The organism is Marinobacterium sp. MBR-109 (genome assembly GCF_040547565.1).
Taxonomy (GTDB): Bacteria; Pseudomonadota; Gammaproteobacteria; order Pseudomonadales; family Balneatricaceae; genus Marinobacterium.
This window is the reverse complement of record NZ_JBEPPZ010000004.1, coordinates 188,720-208,452: the sequence shown is the minus strand read 5'-3', so window position 1 is coordinate 208,452 and position 19,733 is coordinate 188,720. Positions and strand designations below refer to the sequence as shown.

The 19,733-nt window shown below is 57.1% G+C and carries 18 protein-coding genes; 13 read left to right on the top strand and 5 right to left on the bottom strand.

Translation table 11 applies throughout. The annotated features are described in order from the left end of the window. Positions 1–26 precede the first annotated feature (26 nt). The 4 genes from apbC to ABIE60_RS07545 all read left to right on the top strand — a co-directional run bounded on the left by apbC (position 27) and on the right by ABIE60_RS07545 (position 3,305). Positions 27–1,124, top strand: coding sequence for an iron-sulfur cluster carrier protein ApbC (gene apbC / locus ABIE60_RS07560; protein ID WP_354468832.1), 1,098 nt, complete (start codon positions 27–29; stop codon positions 1,122–1,124). A 115-nt stretch (positions 1,125–1,239) separates the two neighbouring features. Beyond that, a complete protein-coding gene (gene dcd / locus ABIE60_RS07555; RefSeq protein ID WP_354468831.1) occupies positions 1,240–1,806 on the top strand; it encodes a dCTP deaminase in 567 nt (188 codons plus the stop codon). Positions 1,807–1,830: 24 nt separating this feature from the next. After that, entirely contained in the window at positions 1,831–2,478 is a 648-nt protein-coding gene (locus ABIE60_RS07550) for a hypothetical protein (protein ID WP_354468830.1), read from the top strand. 35 nt (positions 2,479–2,513) lie between these two features. Further along, positions 2,514–3,305: a hypothetical protein gene (locus ABIE60_RS07545; protein WP_354468829.1), complete on the top strand. Its 792-nt coding sequence runs from the start codon at positions 2,514–2,516 to the stop codon at positions 3,303–3,305. A 97-nt stretch (positions 3,306–3,402) separates the two neighbouring features. On the opposite strand, the gene ABIE60_RS07540 is transcribed toward ABIE60_RS07545, so the two are convergent. The 4 genes from ABIE60_RS07540 to ABIE60_RS07525 all read right to left on the bottom strand — a co-directional run bounded on the left by ABIE60_RS07540 (position 3,403) and on the right by ABIE60_RS07525 (position 7,873). Then, complete coding sequence (locus tag ABIE60_RS07540) at positions 3,403–4,716, bottom strand: TolC family outer membrane protein (protein ID WP_354468828.1); 1,314 nt, start codon at positions 4,714–4,716, stop codon at positions 3,403–3,405. Beyond that, complete coding sequence (locus ABIE60_RS07535; protein WP_354468827.1) at positions 4,703–5,359, bottom strand: TetR/AcrR family transcriptional regulator; 657 nt, start codon at positions 5,357–5,359, stop codon at positions 4,703–4,705. Before ABIE60_RS07535 ends, ABIE60_RS07540 begins: the two co-directional genes overlap by 14 nt. 71 nt (positions 5,360–5,430) lie before the next feature. Continuing rightward, positions 5,431–6,624, bottom strand: a complete 1,194-nt coding sequence (locus ABIE60_RS07530) for a GGDEF domain-containing protein (RefSeq protein WP_354468826.1) — start codon at positions 6,622–6,624, stop codon at positions 5,431–5,433. Between the two features lie 61 nt (positions 6,625–6,685). Then, the gene (locus tag ABIE60_RS07525) at positions 6,686–7,873 is read right to left on the bottom strand and encodes a pyridoxal phosphate-dependent aminotransferase (protein ID WP_354468825.1); all 1,188 of its coding nucleotides are present in this window, start codon (positions 7,871–7,873) and stop codon (positions 6,686–6,688) included. Between the two features lie 187 nt (positions 7,874–8,060). Here ABIE60_RS07525 and uvrB point away from each other — a divergent pair, with 187 nt between their 5' ends. The 9 genes from uvrB (at position 8,061) to ABIE60_RS07480 (ending at position 18,991) form a co-directional block, all read left to right on the top strand. Continuing rightward, positions 8,061–10,073 (top strand): excinuclease ABC subunit UvrB, encoded by a 2,013-nt coding sequence (uvrB, locus tag ABIE60_RS07520; protein WP_354468824.1) that lies wholly within the window; start codon positions 8,061–8,063, stop codon positions 10,071–10,073. Positions 10,074–10,082: 9 nt separating this feature from the next. Next, on the top strand, positions 10,083–10,820 hold the full coding sequence (locus ABIE60_RS07515) for a sulfite exporter TauE/SafE family protein (RefSeq protein WP_354468823.1): 738 nt from the start codon (positions 10,083–10,085) through the stop codon (positions 10,818–10,820). A gap of 46 nt (positions 10,821–10,866) precedes the next feature. Next, positions 10,867–11,988: a substrate-binding domain-containing protein gene (locus ABIE60_RS07510; RefSeq protein WP_354468822.1), complete on the top strand. Its 1,122-nt coding sequence runs from the start codon at positions 10,867–10,869 to the stop codon at positions 11,986–11,988. Continuing rightward, positions 11,933–13,732: a sensor histidine kinase gene (locus tag ABIE60_RS07505; protein ID WP_354468821.1), complete on the top strand. Its 1,800-nt coding sequence runs from the start codon at positions 11,933–11,935 to the stop codon at positions 13,730–13,732. Before ABIE60_RS07510 ends, ABIE60_RS07505 begins: the two co-directional genes overlap by 56 nt. A 166-nt stretch (positions 13,733–13,898) precedes the next feature. Then, positions 13,899–14,972 (top strand): TRAP transporter substrate-binding protein, encoded by a 1,074-nt coding sequence (locus ABIE60_RS07500; protein ID WP_354468820.1) that lies wholly within the window; start codon positions 13,899–13,901, stop codon positions 14,970–14,972. Between the two features lie 86 nt (positions 14,973–15,058). Further along, entirely contained in the window at positions 15,059–15,595 is a 537-nt protein-coding gene (locus ABIE60_RS07495; RefSeq protein ID WP_354468819.1) for a TRAP transporter small permease subunit, read from the top strand. Between the two features lie 17 nt (positions 15,596–15,612). Continuing rightward, positions 15,613–16,902, top strand: coding sequence for a TRAP transporter large permease (locus ABIE60_RS07490; protein ID WP_354468818.1), 1,290 nt, complete (start codon positions 15,613–15,615; stop codon positions 16,900–16,902). Positions 16,903–16,973: 71 nt separating this feature from the next. Further along, complete coding sequence (locus ABIE60_RS07485) at positions 16,974–18,344, top strand: cache domain-containing protein (RefSeq protein WP_354468817.1); 1,371 nt, start codon at positions 16,974–16,976, stop codon at positions 18,342–18,344. Then, positions 18,341–18,991 (top strand): response regulator, encoded by a 651-nt coding sequence (locus ABIE60_RS07480; RefSeq protein WP_354468816.1) that lies wholly within the window; start codon positions 18,341–18,343, stop codon positions 18,989–18,991. The genes ABIE60_RS07485 and ABIE60_RS07480 overlap by 4 nt, the downstream gene beginning before the upstream one ends. Here the strand turns inward: ABIE60_RS07480 and ABIE60_RS07475 are convergent. Then, positions 18,985–19,707, bottom strand: a complete 723-nt coding sequence (locus tag ABIE60_RS07475; protein ID WP_354468815.1) for an ABC transporter substrate-binding protein — start codon at positions 19,705–19,707, stop codon at positions 18,985–18,987. The two genes, ABIE60_RS07480 and ABIE60_RS07475, sit on opposite strands and share 7 nt — an antisense overlap. Positions 19,708–19,733 lie beyond the last annotated feature (26 nt).

The following is a 19,733-nucleotide window of genomic DNA, read 5'->3' as shown; positions in this document are numbered from 1 at the left end:
GGTTCAGGCCGTCCAAGGAGTTTTCCATGACAGCAGCAAGTGCCGAGCAGATACGTGCAGCCATTGAAACCTGGGTTGATCCCGACACCGGGTTGGCTCTGGCGGAAGTGGCCCGTATCGGCTCGATTGAAATCGACAGTAATCGTATCAGTGTTGAGCTGGAGCTGGGTTTTGCCTGTGCCAGCCAGCACCAGCGGTTGCGTGATGATCTGAGCGCATTAATCAATCAGAGGCTGGTGGGGCATGCGGTTGAAATCCATATCCACCAACAGGTTCAGGCGCACCCCAGTCCCAAAAAACTGCCGAGCCTTGAGGGGGTACGCAATATTATCGCCATCGCTTCAGGCAAGGGGGGCGTCGGCAAGTCTACCACCACCGTGAACCTGGCACTGGCGCTGGCGGCAGAAGGTGCTCGAGTGGGTATTCTGGATGCGGATATCTATGGCCCCAGCCAGGGAATGATGCTGGGTATCCCGGAAGGGCAGCGGCCGGAAACCGCAGAGGAGAAGTACTTCCGCCCCATTGTCGGCTACGGGATCCAGTCCATGTCGATGAGCTATCTGGTGGATGAAAATACGCCGATGGTATGGCGTGGCCCGATGGTGAGCGGTGCCATGCAGCAGCTGCTGAATCAGACGCTGTGGCAGGATCTGGACTACCTGTTGATCGACATGCCGCCCGGCACCGGCGATATCCAGCTGACGCTGGCGCAGCGGGTACCGGTCAGCGCGGCGGTCATTGTCACTACGCCACAGGATATTGCTCTGCTGGATGCCCGCAAGGGGATCGAGATGTTCCGCAAGGTGGATATTCCGGTACTCGGAATTGTCGAAAACATGAGCGTGCATATCTGCAGTCAGTGCGGCCATGAAGAAGCGCTGTTCGGTGCCGGTGGTGGGGAACGCATCGCGCAACAGTATGATACGGAGCTGCTGGGGCAGCTGCCGCTTGCTCTGGCGATTCGTGAGCAGACCGATGCCGGCAGGCCGACAGTCGCAGCCGACCCCGAAAGCGGCCACGCTCTGCGCTACCGGGAGATCGCTCGGCGCATGGGTGCGCGTTTGGCAAAAAAAGTGGCGGCCCCCGGGAACTCCATCCCCACTATTCAGGTCAACAGTGACTAGTACAGCGAGATGAGATTTTCCGCCCCAGTGTTACGCCGGGGCGGTTTTTTTTGCCCAAAACGTATAGAATGGTGCGTTGATTTGCGTAACACACATTCAGGTGAACAAGACAGCTATGGGTATAAAGTCGGATCGCTGGATTCGCCAGATGGCGGACAAACACCGCATGATTGAGCCGTTCGAGGCCGGTCAGGTACGTCGTGCCAATGACCAGCCGATCGTTTCCTACGGGACTTCGAGCTATGGCTATGATGTTCGCTGTGCGGATGAATTCAAGATTTTTACCAACATCAACTCCTCCATCGTTGATCCGAAAAACTTTGATGAGGGCAGCTTTGTTGATGTGCAGTCTGATGTCTGCATCATTCCCCCCAATTCCTTTGCGCTGGCGCGGACGGTCGAATATTTTCGCATTCCGCGAGACGTGCTGACGATCTGCCTGGGCAAAAGTACCTATGCCCGCTGCGGTATCATCGTTAACGTGACACCGCTGGAACCCGAATGGGAAGGGCATGTGACCCTCGAATTTTCCAACACGACGCCACTGCCGGCCCGTATCTATGCCAACGAAGGCGTAGCCCAGATGCTGTTTCTGGGCGCGGATGAGGTCTGTGAGACTTCCTATAAAGATCGCAGTGGCAAATACCAGGGACAGACTGGTGTTGTCGTACCGCGAACCTGACACGCTTTAACATCATTGGTGTACATGAATTCCAATCCTGATTTGAATCAGATCCGCGCTTTCTGGCAGCAGATTGAGCAGACGCTCGATCAGCTGCTGGACAGTCAGCAGGATATGCAGTTTGATGCCGACAGCCTGCTCGATACCTACCGTGTCTCGCTGCAGAAGATCGACCGCAATCTGACCTTCCACTTTGAGCGTGAGCATGAAGAGGGGCCGGTTGAGATGATCTTCGGCTGTGACGGCTATCCTGAGTCGATCCATGCTGTACTCAGCGTGGTAGGTGCTGCGCCTGAGCTCAGTGGCATCAACTTTCGTGCCTTCAATCACCGCTATGACCCAGTGCCGTCCTGCGTCAACCTGGGCGAAGAGTACTGTGATATTGAAGAGTTCTGGTGTTCACTGCGCGTGATCGAGGGCAAACTGCACCTGGCCATCTATCTGCAGGACTCCCCCAAAATACTGGAGATGGATCCGCGGGTTGAGGCGGTGATGATTTTCATGGATGCCCTGATCGGCGAGTATGAGCTGATGACCCGGATCTGGGCGCTGGACTGGTGTGAGCTGCCGGCAGAGCCGCTGGACTTCGGTCTGATCCCCTTGCTTCAGCTGCGTGAGCAGTTTGACAAGTTGAAGGATGACGTCAAACCTGTGGGTATTACCATTCACTGAGCAGGGCTTATCCTGCAGATGGGCGGAGGCACGACATGAGTCGTCGGCTGGCAGATCTTATGGACAGGGTGCGGCAGCGTTATGTGCGCACCATGCAGGAAAGCGGTCAGCGTGAGCCCTACATTACGGCACACCGGGTGTGTCAGCAGATGTTGAACCTTTCACCGCTGGCGCTGGCAGAGTTGATCGCTGAAGATCCTAAACTGCTGTCGGCTCGTGCCGGTGAGCTGGTGGAAGATCCTGCCGAGATCGAGAATCCCAGCGTAGGTGTGATTGTGACCAGTAACATCTGTGCCGCCGCCCTTGAAGGGCTGCTGGCAGTTGCCGTCAATCGTGAATGGCTCCAGATTGACAGTGATGACCGCATTCTGGTCGATGCCTGGGAGCTGGACAACATTCCTGAAGTGAAGAGTGTTGACTACAGTGATGTGGCCCCACCTGATCTGAGTCAGCGCCAGAACAGTCAGCTGTCTGTGCTGTTTAATGCGGCCGAGAAGGCCTATCTCAGGCAGTTGGGTGAAGCACCTCATGATGCCTATCAACTGGCGCTGCAGGTGTCTTCGGATTATGTGGTGTTTGCACCGGATGATCTGGCACCGCTGATTCAGGAAAACCCGCTACTGTTGGGGCTTCGTGCCGACGAACTGGTAGATGAAGACATGTTTGAAGGTGATCCGCCTGCCGGGCTGGTTATCAGTGCCCACCTGACTGAAATGCTGCTGCAGCAACTGTTGGAGCTGGCTCAGGAGCAGGGTGCCTTGCCGCTGGACAGTGCCGGCCAGCTGATTTTGCCCGAGTCGGATGAGGATGCGCCCACGTTGCATTGAGGGGCGGCGGCAACGTTTCGGGGATTCGGTTTCAAGGGATCAAAAGCACAGCAAAAAGCCGGCAGCAGCCGGCTTTTTGCGTATTCAGGATCCAGTTTTATTGGGCCGTGGCCGATGACTGCAGCCACTCATCCAGTGCCAACAGATCATCAGGGTTCAGGGTTCCGAGCTGTTGCTTGAAGCGAAACAGGGTCGAAACATGGTTCAGGCGTGCGGTAGCGTAGTCAAGGCGGGCCTGATACAGCGCCTGCTCTGCCTGCAGTACGTCGACCACGTTGCGGGTACCCACGTTGAAGCCTTCTTCGGTGGCACGCAGTGCTGTCTCGCGTGATTTGATGCTCTGCATCCGGGCTTTAACGCTCTGGACGCTGGTTTGCAGGTCGCGCAGCAGGGAGCGGGTCTGCTCGGTCACTGCGCGATACCTGTCTTCACGCTCATACTGCGCCGCGTAAAGATTCTGCTGCGCCTCGCGCACCTGAGAGCTTGTGGCGCCGCCACTGAACAGGGGCATACTCAGAGTCAGAGCTACCGAGCTGTTATCATCCCAGGGGCGGTTGTTGAATTCGGATTCACTGTAGCCATAGTTGGCTTCAAGGTTGACGCGGGGGTGATGGCCGGCGCGTGCAATCTGACTGTCGCGGCGACTGGTTTCGATGCCCAGCTCGCTCAGCTTGAGCGCCAGGTTGCCGCCGCGTGCCTTATCGAGCCATGGCGCGGGATCGGCCGGTGTGATCGGCTCGATCGGATAATCCTCGCGCAGCAGGTCGACAGCGGTAAAACGCTGTCCTGCAAGTCGTTCCAGCGCTTCGTAGCTGTTGGTCAGGGCACCTTCGGCATCGATTCTCTGTACAACGGCGTTATCAAATGAGGCCTGTGCTTCCTGTACATCGGTGATCGCAATCACGCCCACCTCAAACTGGGCATTGACCTGCTCAAGTCGGCGCTGCAGCGCGCGTTCCTGAGCCTGAGCGGTATCCAGTGTGCTCATGGCGCGCAGGACGCCAAGATAGGCGTCAACCGTGCGCTGGATCAGCTGCTGCTGGTCAAGATCGAACTGAAGTGCCGTCTGCTCGCTGATCAGCTGGCTTTTCCGGTAGCCGAACCACTTGGCGGTGTCGAATACCGGCTGTACCAGTGATACCTGCCAGGCGCTGTCATCCGCGCTCTGGTCACGAAAGCCATCATTGCTGTGTGTATAGCTGCCACCGGCGTTGATCTGTGGCAGCAGTTGCGCCAGCCCCTGGGTGCCCGCTTCCTGTCCGGCCAGGTAGCGTGCTTCTGCAGCCTTGAGCTGCGGGTCGTTGTCCAGTGCCATGCGGTACAGGTCGGCCAGGGCCGCTGCGCTGACAGGTGTACTGCTGAAGCTGGCAAGGGCCAGCAGCGGGATGAGTTTCCGTTTAATGCGTTTCACTGTGCAATACTTCCCTTGAGTGATGTTCGGGCCGGTCGTTGTGTTCCGGGTAGGGCAGAATCTGCTGCCATAGCATATCAACTGCGTCATAAAGCGGCTTGCGCGTGTCTTCAACTTTCATACGCAACAGCGCACCCTGCCAATAGTCCCAGATCAGGTGTGCCAGCGCGCTGGCTGACAGGTCGGTGCGGACACTGCCCTCCTGTTGACAGGTCAGCATATCGTCACGGATGGCATCAATGACACGTTGAATGGCATTGCGGATGGCGTGGCGAAATGCCGGTGAAGCCAGCGCCATTTCACCTGAAAGGTTGGCCAGCAGGCAGCCGATACGCTCGCTTTCATCGGAGAAATCCTCGATCAGGCGCAGCATCATGGTTCGCAGCTTGTCGGCATGGGAACCCTGGATGCGGCTGAACTCCTCGCGCCACAGATCCATTTCAAGTGCCTGGTAGTGTTCAATCACTTCAATGGCAAACGACTCCTTGCCGCCGAAGTAATTGTAGAAGGAGCCGCGCGAAACGTCACAGGCATTCAGAATCATGCTCAGGCTGGTGCCGTGGTAGCCGTGGCGCTGGAACAGATAGTTGCCAAGATCCAGCAGGGCCTCGCGGCTGTGAACAGGGGGTCTGCCTCGTGCCATTAAATTGAACCGATCATTCCAGAAAGACGCTATTGTGCATTAACGGACTGATCAGTTCAATAATCGATGACTCAGCTGTTGCGCTGCTTCTTTTCTTTTCTCAGACGGCTGTCCGCCAGCAGCAGCAGCTCATCACCGCTGCCGTTGACTTCAGACAGCAGCGCAAGTCCTGCACTGGCATGAAAGGCAGAACCCAAGGTCTGGGTCATGGCACGGTTGATCTGGTCCAGGCGCTGTTGCAGGGGCGGTGGCGAGTGCTTGACGGGCAGCAGCAGGACGAACTCGTCGCCGCCAAATCGAAACAGGTGGTCATCGGGCCGGCAGATATGGCGCAGGCGGTCTGCAAACTGACATAAAACACGGTCGCCTTCGTGCTGGCCGTGGAGGTTGTTGATTGCCGAAAGGCTGTCGATGTCAATCAGTGCAAGCAGGTAGTCACGACCGGACTGTCTCTGTTCCTGTTCACTGCTGGCCAGGGTGTGATCGAGTGCGTCACGTCCAGGCAGTTGCGTCAGTGGGTCCAGTTGCGGGCGAGGGCTGTGTTCACTGTTTCCCTGCTGTTCCGGCTGCCAGGCGCTGATCAGATCGGCGCAGAGCTGCAGCAGATGGATGCTGTCAGCGAGGCCGGCTGTTTTTTCCGCTCCCCAAAGGCTCAGGTGTCCCAGCGGATTGCCGTCACGGGCATCCACACGCTGTGCAATCCAGAGCCCCTGATTGCCAAGCAGAGGATCACGCACCGTGGTTTCGCTTCTGTCCCACTCCAGAATCAGGGTGCCGGGCTGGCCTTGCTGGTAGAGCGGGGCTGCTGAGCTGTTTTTGAGCTCCAGTGTTTGCGGCGGCAGCAGCTGTTGCCCGGACCAGTGTCCCATCAATGCCAGCTTGTCAGTGCCCTGCAGTTTGCAGCCAGCCGCTTCGGGCCAGTCAAGCAGTGACGCCAGCAGCTGAGGCAGGATGAAGAACGGATCGCTGCCTGATGCCAGTGCAGGCATCAGCTGCTGCAGCAAGGATCGCTGCTGTTGCCCGGCGCGGTGGCCGCACGCGAGTACCAGATAGTGTTCATCGGTTTTGAGGCGTTCGAAGATCACGCCGTTACTGATCAACATGTCGTTACTTTTGCCGTTGCTGCTCCAGTCGACAATGGCCTTGCGCTGCTTCTTGGGCAGTTGCTCAAAGGCGTCGTTGCTCCACTCGAGTTTCGATTCCTTGAGCAGCAGGGCTGGAGTGGATGTATCCGCGAGCAATCGGGTCAGAATTCTGGTTTTCATGGTGGCATTCGATCACGGTGGGGGGGATACAAAAAGCCCCGGACGGTGCCGGGGCTTGTGCTTAGCGTTCCAGTGCTGCCTTGATGCGGCTGATCGCATCCTCCAGCACGTTCAGGCTGGTGGCAAAGGAGAGTCGCATGTTGCCCGGGGTGCCAAAGGCGGATCCGGGTACCAGTGCGACACCGGCTTCCTGCAGCAGAAACTCGGCCAGAGCAATGTCGTCATTAAACTCGGGGCGAGAGTCGATCACCTTGTGAAAGCTCGGGAATGCGTAGAATGTGCCATCGGCACGGATGCAGTCCACTCCTTCGATCTCGTTCAGGGCATTGACCACAAACTCGTGGCGCTGCTTGAACGCGCTGACCATCATTGTGACGCAATCCTGCGGGCCTTCCAATGCCGCCTGAGCGGCCACCTGAGCGATGGAGTTCGGGTTGGAAGTACTCTGTGACTGAATCTTCTTCATGGCGCCGATCAGTTTGGCCGGACCTGCCGCATAACCGATACGCCATCCGGTCATGGAGTAGGCCTTGGAAACACCGTTCAGCACGATGGTACGGTCATACAGCTCAGGACAGGCGTTCAGGATGTTGCAGAACGGCTGGTCGGTGAACAGTATGTGCTCGTACATGTCATCAGTGGCAACCAGTACGTCCGGGTACTTGTTCAACACCTCGCCCAGAGCCTTAAGCTCTTCCAGTGTGTAGGCCACACCGGACGGGTTGGAGGGGCTGTTCAGTACAACCAGGCGGGTGCGCTCGGTAATCGCCTCATCCAGTTGCTGCGGCGTAATCTTGAAGCGCTGCTCCTGGGTTGTGGTGATGATCACCGGCTTGCCTTCGGCTACCAGAACCATATCCGGGTAAGACACCCAGTATGGGGCCGGGATTACGACTTCATCGCCCGGGTTCAACAGGGCCAGCGCCATGTTGAAGAAGCTTTGCTTGCCACCGCTTGAAACCAGAATCTGGTTGGGGGCGTAGCTGAAACCGTTTTCGCGCTCAAATTTGGCAATCACCGCCTTCTTCAACGCCGGGGTACCATCAACGGCAGTGTACTTGGTAAAGCCGTCCTGAATGGCTTTGGTCGCCGCCGCCTTGATATGTTCCGGTGTGTCAAAATCGGGTTCGCCGGCGCCGAGGCCGATGATGTCTTTGCCTTCAGCACGCAACTCGGCGGCACGGTTGGTGACGGCCAGTGTGGGTGAAGGTTTGATGCTGTTAACGCGGTCGGAAAGTTGCACGTCCAAGCCTTGGTCCTCTCTGTAATCGGTGCAAGGTATCCATCAATGCATAGCGAAAAGAGCATACAGCATAACGCATCCGGTCTGAATGCCCCGTTATGAAAAAAAGCGTATCGACGGGCGTTGCAGGCAGGTTTCTGTGTGTTGCATCAAAACAGGTATAATCGGCGGCTGGTTTGCAACAGGTGGAAACATGAAACAGAGGTTCAGAGTACAGTCGGCATTTGCGCCCGCCGGTGATCAGCCGAAGGCGATCAGTGAGCTGGTCGACGGGCTGGAGTCGGGGCTTGCGGCCCAGACCCTGTTGGGCGTGACCGGATCGGGCAAGACCTTCACCATTGCCAACGTGATTGCGGCAGTGCAGCGCCCGACCATCATCATGGCGCACAACAAGACGCTGGCCGCGCAGTTGTATGGCGAGTTCAAGGAGTTCTTCCCGGACAATGCCGTCGAGTACTTTGTTTCGTATTACGACTATTACCAGCCGGAAGCCTATGTGCCGTCGTCGGATACCTTCATCGAGAAGGATGCCTCGATCAATGACCATATCGAGCAGATGCGGCTGTCGGCTACCAAGGCCTTGCTGGAGCGGGATGACGCCATCATCGTGGCCACTGTGTCTGCCATCTACGGCCTGGGTGACCCCAAGTCCTACCTGTCGATGATGCTGCACCTGGACAGAGGCGATGTGATCGATCAGCGTGATCTGTTGCGCAGGCTGGCCGAGCTGCAGTACACCCGCAATGATATCGAGTTTCATCGCGGCACCTATCGGGTGCGCGGGGATGTGATCGATGTGTACCCGGCCGAATCGGACAGGGATGCCATTCGCATTGAGCTGTTCGGCGATGAGGTGGACCAGATCGCCTGGTTTGACCCCTTGACCGGTGAGGTACTGCGCAAGGTGCCGCGCGCCACCATCTATCCCAAGACCCACTATGTGACGCCACGCGAGACCCTGCTGGCGGCCACCGAGTACATCAAGGAGGAGTTGCGCGAACGACTGAAGCAGCTGCGCGACAACAACAAGCTGGTGGAGGCTCAGCGTCTTGAGCAGCGCACCCTGTACGATATCGAAATGATCATGGAGCTGGGCTACTGCTCCGGCATCGAAAACTATTCACGTTACCTGTCCGGGCGTGATCCGGGACAGGCTCCGCCCACCCTGTTCGATTACCTGCCGGACAGTGCGCTGCTGGTGATCGACGAGTCTCATGTCACCGTGCCACAGATCGGCGCCATGTATCGGGGCGACCGCTCGCGCAAGGAAACCCTGGTTGAATACGGCTTCCGGCTGCCTTCAGCGCTGGACAACCGGCCGATGAAGTTCGAGGAATGGGAGCAGCAGGCGCCGCAGATGATCTTCGTCTCAGCGACACCCAGCAAGTACGAGGCTGCAAATGCTCAGCAGATCGTTGAGCAGGTGGTGCGGCCGACCGGCCTGGTGGATCCGCTGGTTGAAGTGCGCCCGGCGAGTACCCAGGTTGACGATCTGCTGGCCGAGATCAACCGTGTTGTGCCCCGCAATGAACGAGTGATCGTCACTGTATTGACCAAGCGGATGGCAGAAGATCTCACCGAATATCTGGCCGAGCACAATGTACGGGTGCGCTATCTCCATTCGGATATCGATACGGTTGAGCGGGTGGAAATTATTCGTGATTTGCGTATTGGCGAATTTGATGTGCTGGTGGGGATCAACCTGCTGCGTGAAGGGATCGACATGCCGGAGGTATCACTGGTGACCATTCTGGATGCCGACAAGGAAGGTTTCCTGCGTTCGGAAACCTCCATGATCCAGACCATCGGCCGTGCGGCACGTAACGTCAATGGTCGCGCCATTCTCTATGCCGATCGCATGACAGGCTCAATGCAGCGCGCAATCGACGAAACCGAGCGGCGCCGTGACAAGCAGATCGCGTTCAATGCCGAGCATGGCATTACCCCCAGAGGGATCAGCAAGTCAGTGGCGGATATCATGGAGGGGGCCAGCCAGATTCCCGGCAAACGTGGCAAGGGGAGCGCGCGCAAGGCTGCAGAGCCGGATGCCGAGTATCGGGTCGATGCTGAACTGCTCAGCCCGGCGGAACTGGCGAAGACCATCACGCGTCTGGAAGACAAGATGTACGAAGCAGCCAAGAATCTGGAGTTCGAGCAGGCCGCCCGTTATCGGGACGAGCTGGAACGTTTGAAGCACAGTGGTTGAGGGTGTCTGATGCTGGAGTGGAGTGTGTTGATAGTGGCCGGATACCTGGCCGGGGTACTGAACTCGATTGCCGGGGGCGGTTCCTTTCTTACCTTTCCGGCGCTGGTCTGGGCCGGCGTGCCGCCGATCACCGCTAATGCCACCAGTGCTGTAGCGGTACTGCCGGGGTATCTGGGCGGAGCGGCGGGGTTCCGTAAAGAGTTGCGCAGTCTCTCCATGCGGCAGCATGTGCAGATGTCGGCGGTGGGTCTGGTTGGCGGTCTCAGCGGTGCGCTGCTGCTGTTAGTGACGCCTGCCGAACTGTTCTCGAAAGTGGTGCCGCTGCTGTTGCTTTTGGCTACCCTGATGTTCGCCTTTGGTCAAAAACTGCTGGCGCTGGTTCGGAACAGTGAAAATCCGCTGCCACTGCTGCCGGGGCTGTTTGTGGTGGCGGTCTATGGTGGCTACTTCAACGGCGGCCTGGGCATTATGCTGCTGGCGATGTTTGCAGCGGCTGGAATGGCCAACATGCTACTGATGAACGGCCTGAAAAACTGGCTGTCATTCGTGCTGTCGCTGATTTCCGTTGCCGCCTTTGCCATCGCCGGTAAAGTGCTTTGGGTTGAGGCACTGGTGATGATGCTCGCCGCGACACTGGGCGGCTATCAGGGAGCGGCCCTGTCGCGTCTGCTGCCGGTTGTCTGGGTCAAGGGGCTGGTGGTGGTTGTAGGGCTGGTGATGACAGTGGTATTTTTCCTGCGTGCCTGAGGGTGCTGGCTGAAAAACCGTAAACCAAAAAAGGATGTGACGAGTCATGCAGGGAGTGAGACAGGTGTTCTGTCCGGTCAGGGCAACGGTGCTGGGGTTGGTGCTGTTGTTGATGACGCCGGTGGTGACGGCAGCGGGTATTGGTGACTACTGGGGCTACGGCGAGTATTACCGGCAACATCCTGAACAGAAGCGCTGGCTGACCGAGCTGACCGAAGCGGTTCGCCAGCACGCAGTACCCGTTGAAGTGGGCCTGCAGACCCGACCCTTGCGAATCGCCATGGTCTATCCCTCCCTGCAGGCATCAAGCTACTGGCCGGATAACGAACGTGCATTGCAGCAACGGTTGGACCAGCTCGGCATTCGATACCACCTGGAGGCACGTTATACCGAGCCGAATATCCAGCTGGTCGAGCAGGTAAGCCAGATCCGTCAGCTGTTGGACTGGCAGCCGGATTACCTGCTTTATACCCTTGATTCATCGCGTCAGCAGTCGATTATCGAACGGCTGATTCAGAATACGGATACGCGGCTGATCCTGCAGAATATCACCACGCCCCTCAAGTCCTGGGGTGACCGACAGCCCCACATGTATGTCGGTTTTGACCATGCTGAAGGGGCGCGGTTGCTTGCCGATCACTTTGTTCAGCGCTTTCCTCAGGGGGCCGACTACGGTGTGCTGTTCCGCAGTCAGGGGCTGATCAGTCAGTTGCGTGGGATGACCTACATCCAGTCGGTACCTGAAAGTCACCGCCTGCGCAGCAGCTATTACACCGATTCCAGTCGGGCGGGCGGGCGCAAGGCGGCGTTGCAGATGTTGAGCGAACAGCCCGAGCTGGATTACATATACGCCTGCTCTACTGATGTGGCCCTTGGCGCCGTTGATGCGCTGGCGGAACTGGGGCGCAGCGATGTGGTCGTCAACGGCTGGGGTGGCAGCCCCGCCGAGATCGAGCAGCTGCGCCTGGGTGGCCTGAAGGCCGTTCTGATGCGCATGAATGACGACAATGCCATCGCCATCGCCGAAGCAATCAAGCGTGACCTGCAGGGCAAGCCGCAGCCGTTGATCTACTCCAGTGACTTTGTCGTGCTGGATGATGGCATGAGCATGAATGAAATACAGGCGTACGAAGCACTGGCACGACGCTACAGCGCTGGCGGGTACTAGCCGCATGAGCCGGCCACGCTTCAAAACGCTGACCTTTCTGCTGACACTGGGCATATCCCTGGTGTTTGTCGCGGTGTTTCTGGTCGTTAGCTTTATCCAGTCACGCAGCGTGATTGAGCAGCAGACGCATACCCTCAACCGCAGCCTGGCCTTACGGTATGAGGAACGGGTTGCGGACTACCTGCAGCAACTTGAAACCGAAGCGCTGGTCCTGGCTGCGGATCGCACCCGCATCGAGGCACTCTATACCGAAAGTCCAGATCGGTTGGAAACACGCTTCGCTCACTGGGAAGAGAGTCATGAAAATCGCCGCTATGACTTTGTGGCGATCTCTTTTTTTGAGTCGGGGCGTTGTCTGCTGTCGCTCAGTTATACCCCAGAGCTCAGTCAGCTGCCCTGTGAGCAGCTGATGAAGCAGCATGGCAGTTTCCAGTACAAGGGATGGAAACTGCTGGAAGTGGGTGATGAGCAGCTTGCAGTCTACTCGGTCCCTCTCTACCTGCGTGACAGTGGCAAGATTGTCGGCCAGCTTCTGTCGGGGATGCGCCTGGGCGGGAATCGCTATCTGCTGAATTCCATTCTGGTCAAGAGTGACAATCTGCAACAGCTGGTACTCCTTGATGGTGACCGGGTACTGAGCCGACTCCAACCGGAGACCGAATCGGTTGAGTCAGTCATGGCACAGGAACTGGTGTACTCAAGCGGCATGGCTCCGCTTGGGCCGCAACTGCGTGTGGGTTTGCTGGCCGATGCCAGTGCACAGCGGCAATTGCGTGATGCGCTCACGGAAACACTGCTGTATGGCTGTCTGCTGGCACTGGTGGTATCTCTGTTGTCGTCTTATCTGTTGTCATCAGCGGTAGATCGCCAGCTGCAACAGCTGATCAGTTTTACCCGCCTGGCCAACCGCCAGAGCAACACACGTTGGCCGCAAAGCTATATTCAGGAGTTCAATCTGATTGGCGAAGAGATCATTGCGATCGTCAACCGTCTGAAAGAGCGGGAGGAAACACTGGAAGGGGTCAATCAGCGGTTGTCGCAGAACATAGAAGAAAAACGTCAGATTCTGCAGCACCTGATGCAGACACAGGAGCGTGAGCGGCTGCGACTGTCCAACGAGTTGCACGATGATATGGCTCAGTTGCTGGTTGCCGTGCGCATGCATCTGCAGCTGCAGCGTCAGGAGCTCGAACAGGCCCGGTTGCCGCAACAGAACCTGCAGTTGGCAGCCGAGTTGATCGACACTATCTATGACACAGTCTACAACCGGATTCGGATGCTGAGACCGCATGAGTTGAGTGACTTTGGCCTCGGTGTCAGTTTGACGACCCTGCCGGCCGTCAGTCTGCTGGAACAGCTTGATTATGCGGTGGAATTTGACATTGAACAGAGCCTGCCGCTGAAGCCTGAGCTTGTGTCGAACCTGTATCGCATCGCGCAGGAAGCCCTGTCCAATGTGACGCGTCACGCCGGTGGAACCTGGGTTTTGGTGCGTCTGCGGGATGAGCCCGACGGGTTGCGCATGACCATTGCCGATGACGGTGTGGGGTTCATGCCGGAACAGAATGGCGATTTTGAAAACTCAGGCTTTGGACTGATGGGAATCCGTGAACGGGCGGGGCATCTGCATGCTCAGGTTGAGATTCACTCCGATCAGGGGGTCAGTATTGACCTGCTGATCCCGCCCGGATACGCGTACCTGCCGATAGGCTCATCTGATGAGACCGGCATGGTCTCTGCGTAAAAATACGTACAAGGTGCTGCGTAGTGTTCGGTATCATCTGCGTAGAACCCCTCCCGTCTCTGGGTGGTATTTCCGATACCGCCCTGTGTCTTTGCTGTCGATAATGTCATGGCTGATGACTCGTCTGGGTCATTGTCAGACCGACAACAGAGGATAGATAACAACAATGCTTAAATTTACCTTTGCCCGCAAATTGATGGCCGCTGCTGCCTGCGCCGCTGTCATGGTCAGCCCCGTTCAGGCGGCCGAGAAAGTCCACAAACTGAAACTGGCTGAAACCTGGCCCACGAACTTTGGCGTTTTCAGCGAGCCGGCTCGCCGCATGGCTGATCTGGCCAACAAGATGTCCAACGGACGTCTGGAAATCAGTATCGATACCGCCAACAAACACAAGTCCGCCTTCGGTGTATTCGACATGGTGCGTGCCGGTCAGTACGACATGGGCCACTCGGCGTCCTACTACTGGAAAGGCAAGGTCCCCAACACCCTGTACTTCACCACCATGCCTTTCGGCATGACCGCTACCGAACAGTACGGCTGGTTCTACCACGGTGGTGGCATGGAGCTGATGCAGAAGGTATATGAGCCGTTCAACCTGCTCTCCTTCCCGGGTGGCAACACCGGCGTTCAGATGGGTGGCTGGTTCCAGAAAGAGATCAATTCCGTAGAAGACCTGGAAGGCCTGAAAATGCGCATTCCGGGGTTCGCGGGTGAAGTGCTGGCTAAGCTGGGTGCCAACCCGACCAACATTCCGCCGGGTGAGCTGTATACTTCTTTGGAGCGTCGCACCATCGATGCACTGGAGTGGGTAGGGCCTTCCATGGACCTGCGCATGGGCTTCCACAAGATTGCACCCTACTACTACACCGGCTGGCATGAGCCTGCGACCGAACTGCAGTTCCTGGTCAACAAGCGTACCTTTGACAAGCTGCCTGCAGACCTTCAGGAAATCCTGACCACTGCCATGCGCGTTGCGGCCTATGACATGACCATTCAGTCGCACCATGAGTCCGGTGTGAACTGGGCTACCATGAAGGCGGAGTTCCCGAATGTTCAGGTCAAGCAGTTCCCGCCGGACGTTATCAAGGCCCTGAGCAAGGCTAACGACGAGTTGCTGGCTGAGCATGCGGCCAACGATGAGCTGGCCAAGGAGATTCTGGACTCCCAGGCTGAGTACATGGACGTGGTTCGTCAGTGGACTGACATTGCCGACCGCGCCTACCTGAACAGCTTCGAGTAAACCTGTTCCGTTCGAGGCCCCGATATCGGGGCCTCACACGCATCCGGAAGATGTATCTGACAGCCTTGGGCTGCGAGGGATTCTGAATGTTTCTGTTACGCCTGGAGCAGACGATCAACGCCTTTTCCGACTGGCTGGGCAAGATCTCTGCCGTTCTGTTTGTGATCATGCTGTTCAACGTCTTTTACGACGTGATTACCCGCTATCTGTTCAACGATGTATCCATCGGCATGCAGGAACTGGAGTGGCATCTGTTTGCCGCCATGTTCATGCTGGGCGTGCCGTTCACCCTCAGAGCGGGTGGGCATGTGCGTGTCGATCTGATTTATGAAGGGTTGAGCCTGAAAAAGAAGGCCTGGATCGATCTCTTTGGCGTTCTCACGCTGCTGTTCCCCTTCTGTTTGCTGGTGGCCTGGTATGGCGTGGACTTTGCGCGCGAATCCTTTGAACTGGGCGAAGGTTCGGGCGATCCCGGTGGCTTGCCGTATCGTTGGGTGATCAAGGCAGTCATTCCCTTTGCCTTTTTCTGCACCTTCATCAGTGGTGTTGGCATGATGCTTCATTCCATCAATACCCTGGCGGGCCATCACAAGGATGATGGCTACACCCCGATGCAGCACTAACGAACAAGGTATCCCCGATGATCGGTATTACAATGTTTTTCGTGGCCCTGGGCATGCTGTTGATCGGCTTCCCGGTGGCCTTTATTTTTGGTGGTGTGGCGCTTTGGTTCGGCGTCTATGCCGAAGGGCCGGACATGTTTGCCTTCATGCCGTTCCGTATTCAAAGCATCATGGAAAACACGGTGCTGATGGCCGTGCCGCTGTTTGTGTTCATGGGCATCGTGTTGCAGAAAACACGCCTCGCCGAGCAGTTGCTCGAATCCATGGGCAAGCTCTTTGGAGGTGTGCGTGGCGGTCTGGCCATTTCAACGGTTTTGGTAGGGGCACTGTTGGCGGCCTCAACCGGCGTGGTCGGGGCCTCCGTAGTCGCCATGGGCCTGATTTCGCTGCCTGTCATGCTCAAGTACAACTATGACAAGAAGCTGGCCTGCGGCACCATCTGTGCGTCCGGAACGTTGGGGCAGATTATCCCGCCGTCCATCATCCTGATTATTCTGGGTGATGTGATGGGGATTCCGGTCGGTGACCTGTTTCAGGCGGCCATCATGCCTGGATTTATTCTGATCGGTGCCTATGTTCTGTACATTCTTGTGTACACCTATCTGAAGCCTTCAGCGGCTCCGGCCTTGCCGATGGATCTGGATGATGGCACTCGCCGGGAACAGACCTTCAAGGCGCTGAAAGCGATCATCCCGCCGCTGGCACTGATTCTGGTGGTGCTGGGCTCGATCTTTGCCGGTATTGCAACACCGACAGAATCCTCGGCGTTGGGTGGCGTAGGTGCTCTGTTGCTGGCGCTGATCTACCGCCAGTTCAGCTGGAAGATGGTATACAACTCTGCCATCGAGACTGTGAAGGTTACGGCGATGGTTTTTGCCATCCTGTTGGGTGCCACGGCGTTCTCCATGGCGTTCAGCTATACCGGTGGCGAAGAGATTGTAGAGCATTACCTGTCCAATCTGCCGGGCGGGGCCATGGGCTTCCTGCTGCTGTCGATGTTGGCAATCTTGATCCTTGGCTTCTTTATCGACTTTGTTGAAATCAGTTTCATCATTGTGCCGATTCTGCTCCCGGCTGCCGAAATACTGGGTATAGCACCGGTCTGGTTTGCGATCCTGATCGCCATGAACCTGCAGACCAGCTTCCTGACCCCACCCTTCGGCTTCAGTCTGTTTTACCTCAAGGGGGTTGCGCCGCCCAATGTCCGTACCCTGGATATTTACAAGGGGGTTGTGCCCTTTATCATCATACAGGTGGCAATCGTGATTTCGATTCTCCTGTTCCCAGAGTTCTACAGTCTGGTTTAGACTGAACAAACGCCTGTTTAGCCCCGTGCTGCTCAGGCGTTTTACTTTTCTGGCCTTGCGGGTGCAGTTCAATGCCGCTGAAGATCAAGATCCTCCTTCTTTCCATTCTTCCGATGATGCTGGTGACCTCGGCTGTTGCCTGGCTTGGCATGAATCAGGCGCGTCAGCTGTCAGAGGAAGAGATCCGGCTGTTTGAACAGCACCTGCTGGGCTCCAAGCAGCGGGAACTGGAAAACTATGTCAGTCTGGCGCTGACCTCCATCGCTCATATCGTTGATACGGCCGGTCCTGATGACGCTCAGGCCAAAAGTGCAGTCAAGCAGATTCTGACCGATATGACCTTCGGAGATGATCAGGACGGGTACTTCTTCGTTTACACACTTGAAGGGGTCAACCTGGTTCACCCGACGCAGCCGGAACTGGTCGGGCAGGACCTGTATGACATGCAGGACGCCCGCGGCAATTATGTGATTCGCAACCTGCTTGAACGGGCGCGACAGGGGGGCGGTTTCCACCATTACCTGTGGCAAAAACCTTCCAAGCAGGCGCGTGAAGAGAAGATCAGCTATGCGGTCATGCTGCCCAAGTGGAACTGGATGCTGGGAACCGGTCTGTATCTGGATGATATCAGTCGTGAGGTTGCCAAAATCAGGGCCGAGGTCAACCGCAACATTCGTAACACCTTTTTTACCGTTCTGGTCATCATGTCAGTGGCTGTGGTGCTGGTAGTACTGTTGGGAGTTGCGATCAATCTGCATGAAAACCGGCTGGCTGACAGCCGTCTGAGGCTGTTGGCGCATCGCTCCATTCTGGCCAATGTGGCAGACCGGCGTCGCTTCTCGCGGGAATTGCATGATGGCATCAACCAGTTGATGGTATCCGTGCTGTACCGGATTGAGTTGGCGCAGCGCAAGCTGAAACAGGGGAATGAGGAAGGGCTGACTGACCTGGACAAGGGCTATCAGGTGCTGAATGAAGCGATTCAGGAGGTGCGTCGGATTTCTCACGACCTGAGACCGACTCTGCTGGATGATCTGGGCCTGGAGGCTGCGCTGGAAGGCTTGCTTGATCGCTTTACGGAGAGAACCGGCATCCGACTGGACCTGGATATCCGCCTGCCCGGTGGCAGGCTGCCAGAGGACGTGGAAATTACGGTCTATCGCCTGGTCCAGGAGGGGCTGACCAATGTGGAGCGACACTCAGGTGCGGGGCTGCTACGCTTGCGCCTGTGGCAGCAGAGTGGTCAACTGTGGCTGAAAATGCAGGATAATGGCTGTGGGTTTGACCCCGAGGTGCTGGAGCGATTCGAAGGTATCGGCTTGCGCAACATGCGCGAACGGGTCGAGCTGCTGGGGGGCGAGTTCAGGCTGGCTTCACGGCCGGGGCAGGGGGCAACGCTGTTGGCGGGTTTGTCCCTGCAGCAGACAGGAGCTGAGCGATGACAGATTCGATCAGGGTACTGCTGGTGGATGATCATCCGCTGGTAATTGATGGCATTCAGGCCCGGCTGGAAAATGAGGGCGGCATCGAAGTGGTTGGGCAGGCGGGTAATGGTCTCGAAGCCATTGAGCAGGTGCAGAACCTCAAACCTGACGTGGTGCTGATGGATGTGTCCATGCCGATCATGAATGGGCTGGAGGCAACTCGAGAGCTGCGTACACGTTCACCCGAAACGCGAGTGCTGATTCTGAGCATGCATGACAATCGAGAATATATGGTGCAGCTTATCCAGTCAGGCGCTCGAGGCTATATCCTCAAGGATGTGTCGGCCGCCGAAATGGTCAAGGCAATTGAGACAGTCTGTCAGGGCGGCACCTATTTCAGTGCCAGTGCATCCCAAACCCTGTTCAGCCATTTTACCGCACCGGAAACGGCAGCGGTTGAAGAGGCGGGGGGAGAGCTGACTCCGCGCGAGATCATGGTGTTGCGTCAGCTGGCCGAAGGGCATAACAACAAGGAGATTGCCCGTGCGCTGTCGATCTCGGTGCGCACGGTTGAAACTCACCGCCAGAACATCAAGTCAAAGCTTAACATCCATACGGCCGCCGGCCTGGTGCGCTATGCTTTGGAGCACAATCTGGTTCAGTGAATGGATCCGGCCTCCACCACAATGGGTCCAAGATCATTGGCCTCGGCCGCTTTTTGCAGACGGCCGTCTTGCTTGATGTCGCTGACAAAGCGGTTTACCCGTTCCAGCCATTCCGGCTGGTCTTTGGCAACGGCATAGGCGTATCGGAACGGGCGCTCTGTCATCGAAGCCGGCGGCTCGATCAAACGGGCCCAGTCATAGAAACGCAGCACCTTGCGCGAGTAGGGATAGTCCGTGATGAACACATCCGCCATCCCTGACATCACAGCCTGCTCCCGTTCTCGAGGGTCTTCCACCACCAGAATGTCGGCATGCTCAAGGCTGGCGCGCATTTGAGACTCCATGTAGGTTCCCTTCTGCACACAGACAATGGCGCCGGGCTGGTCAATGTCACTCCACTGTTGCATACCGGGGTGGGTGCGTGTGCTGACCGCATACATCTGGCTGGCAAGATAGGGTTCGCTGTAGTCGATACGCTGGGCGCGCGCATCCGTGATCGCAATTGAAAACATGCCGATGTCACAGGCGTCCGCCTCAAGGTCATCCATGAAGCGGCCGAAATGTGTCTCTACAAACTCAAGCTCCACATCAAGGTCGCGTGCAAACTCATGCGCCAGTTCGATATCGATTCCTTCAAGGCGGCCGGTTTTCGGGTGACGCGCACTGATTGAGAAATAGTCTGGCCAGATGCAGACCCGCAATGTTTGTGACTGCATGATCCTGCTCAGGCGATCCGTCGGGT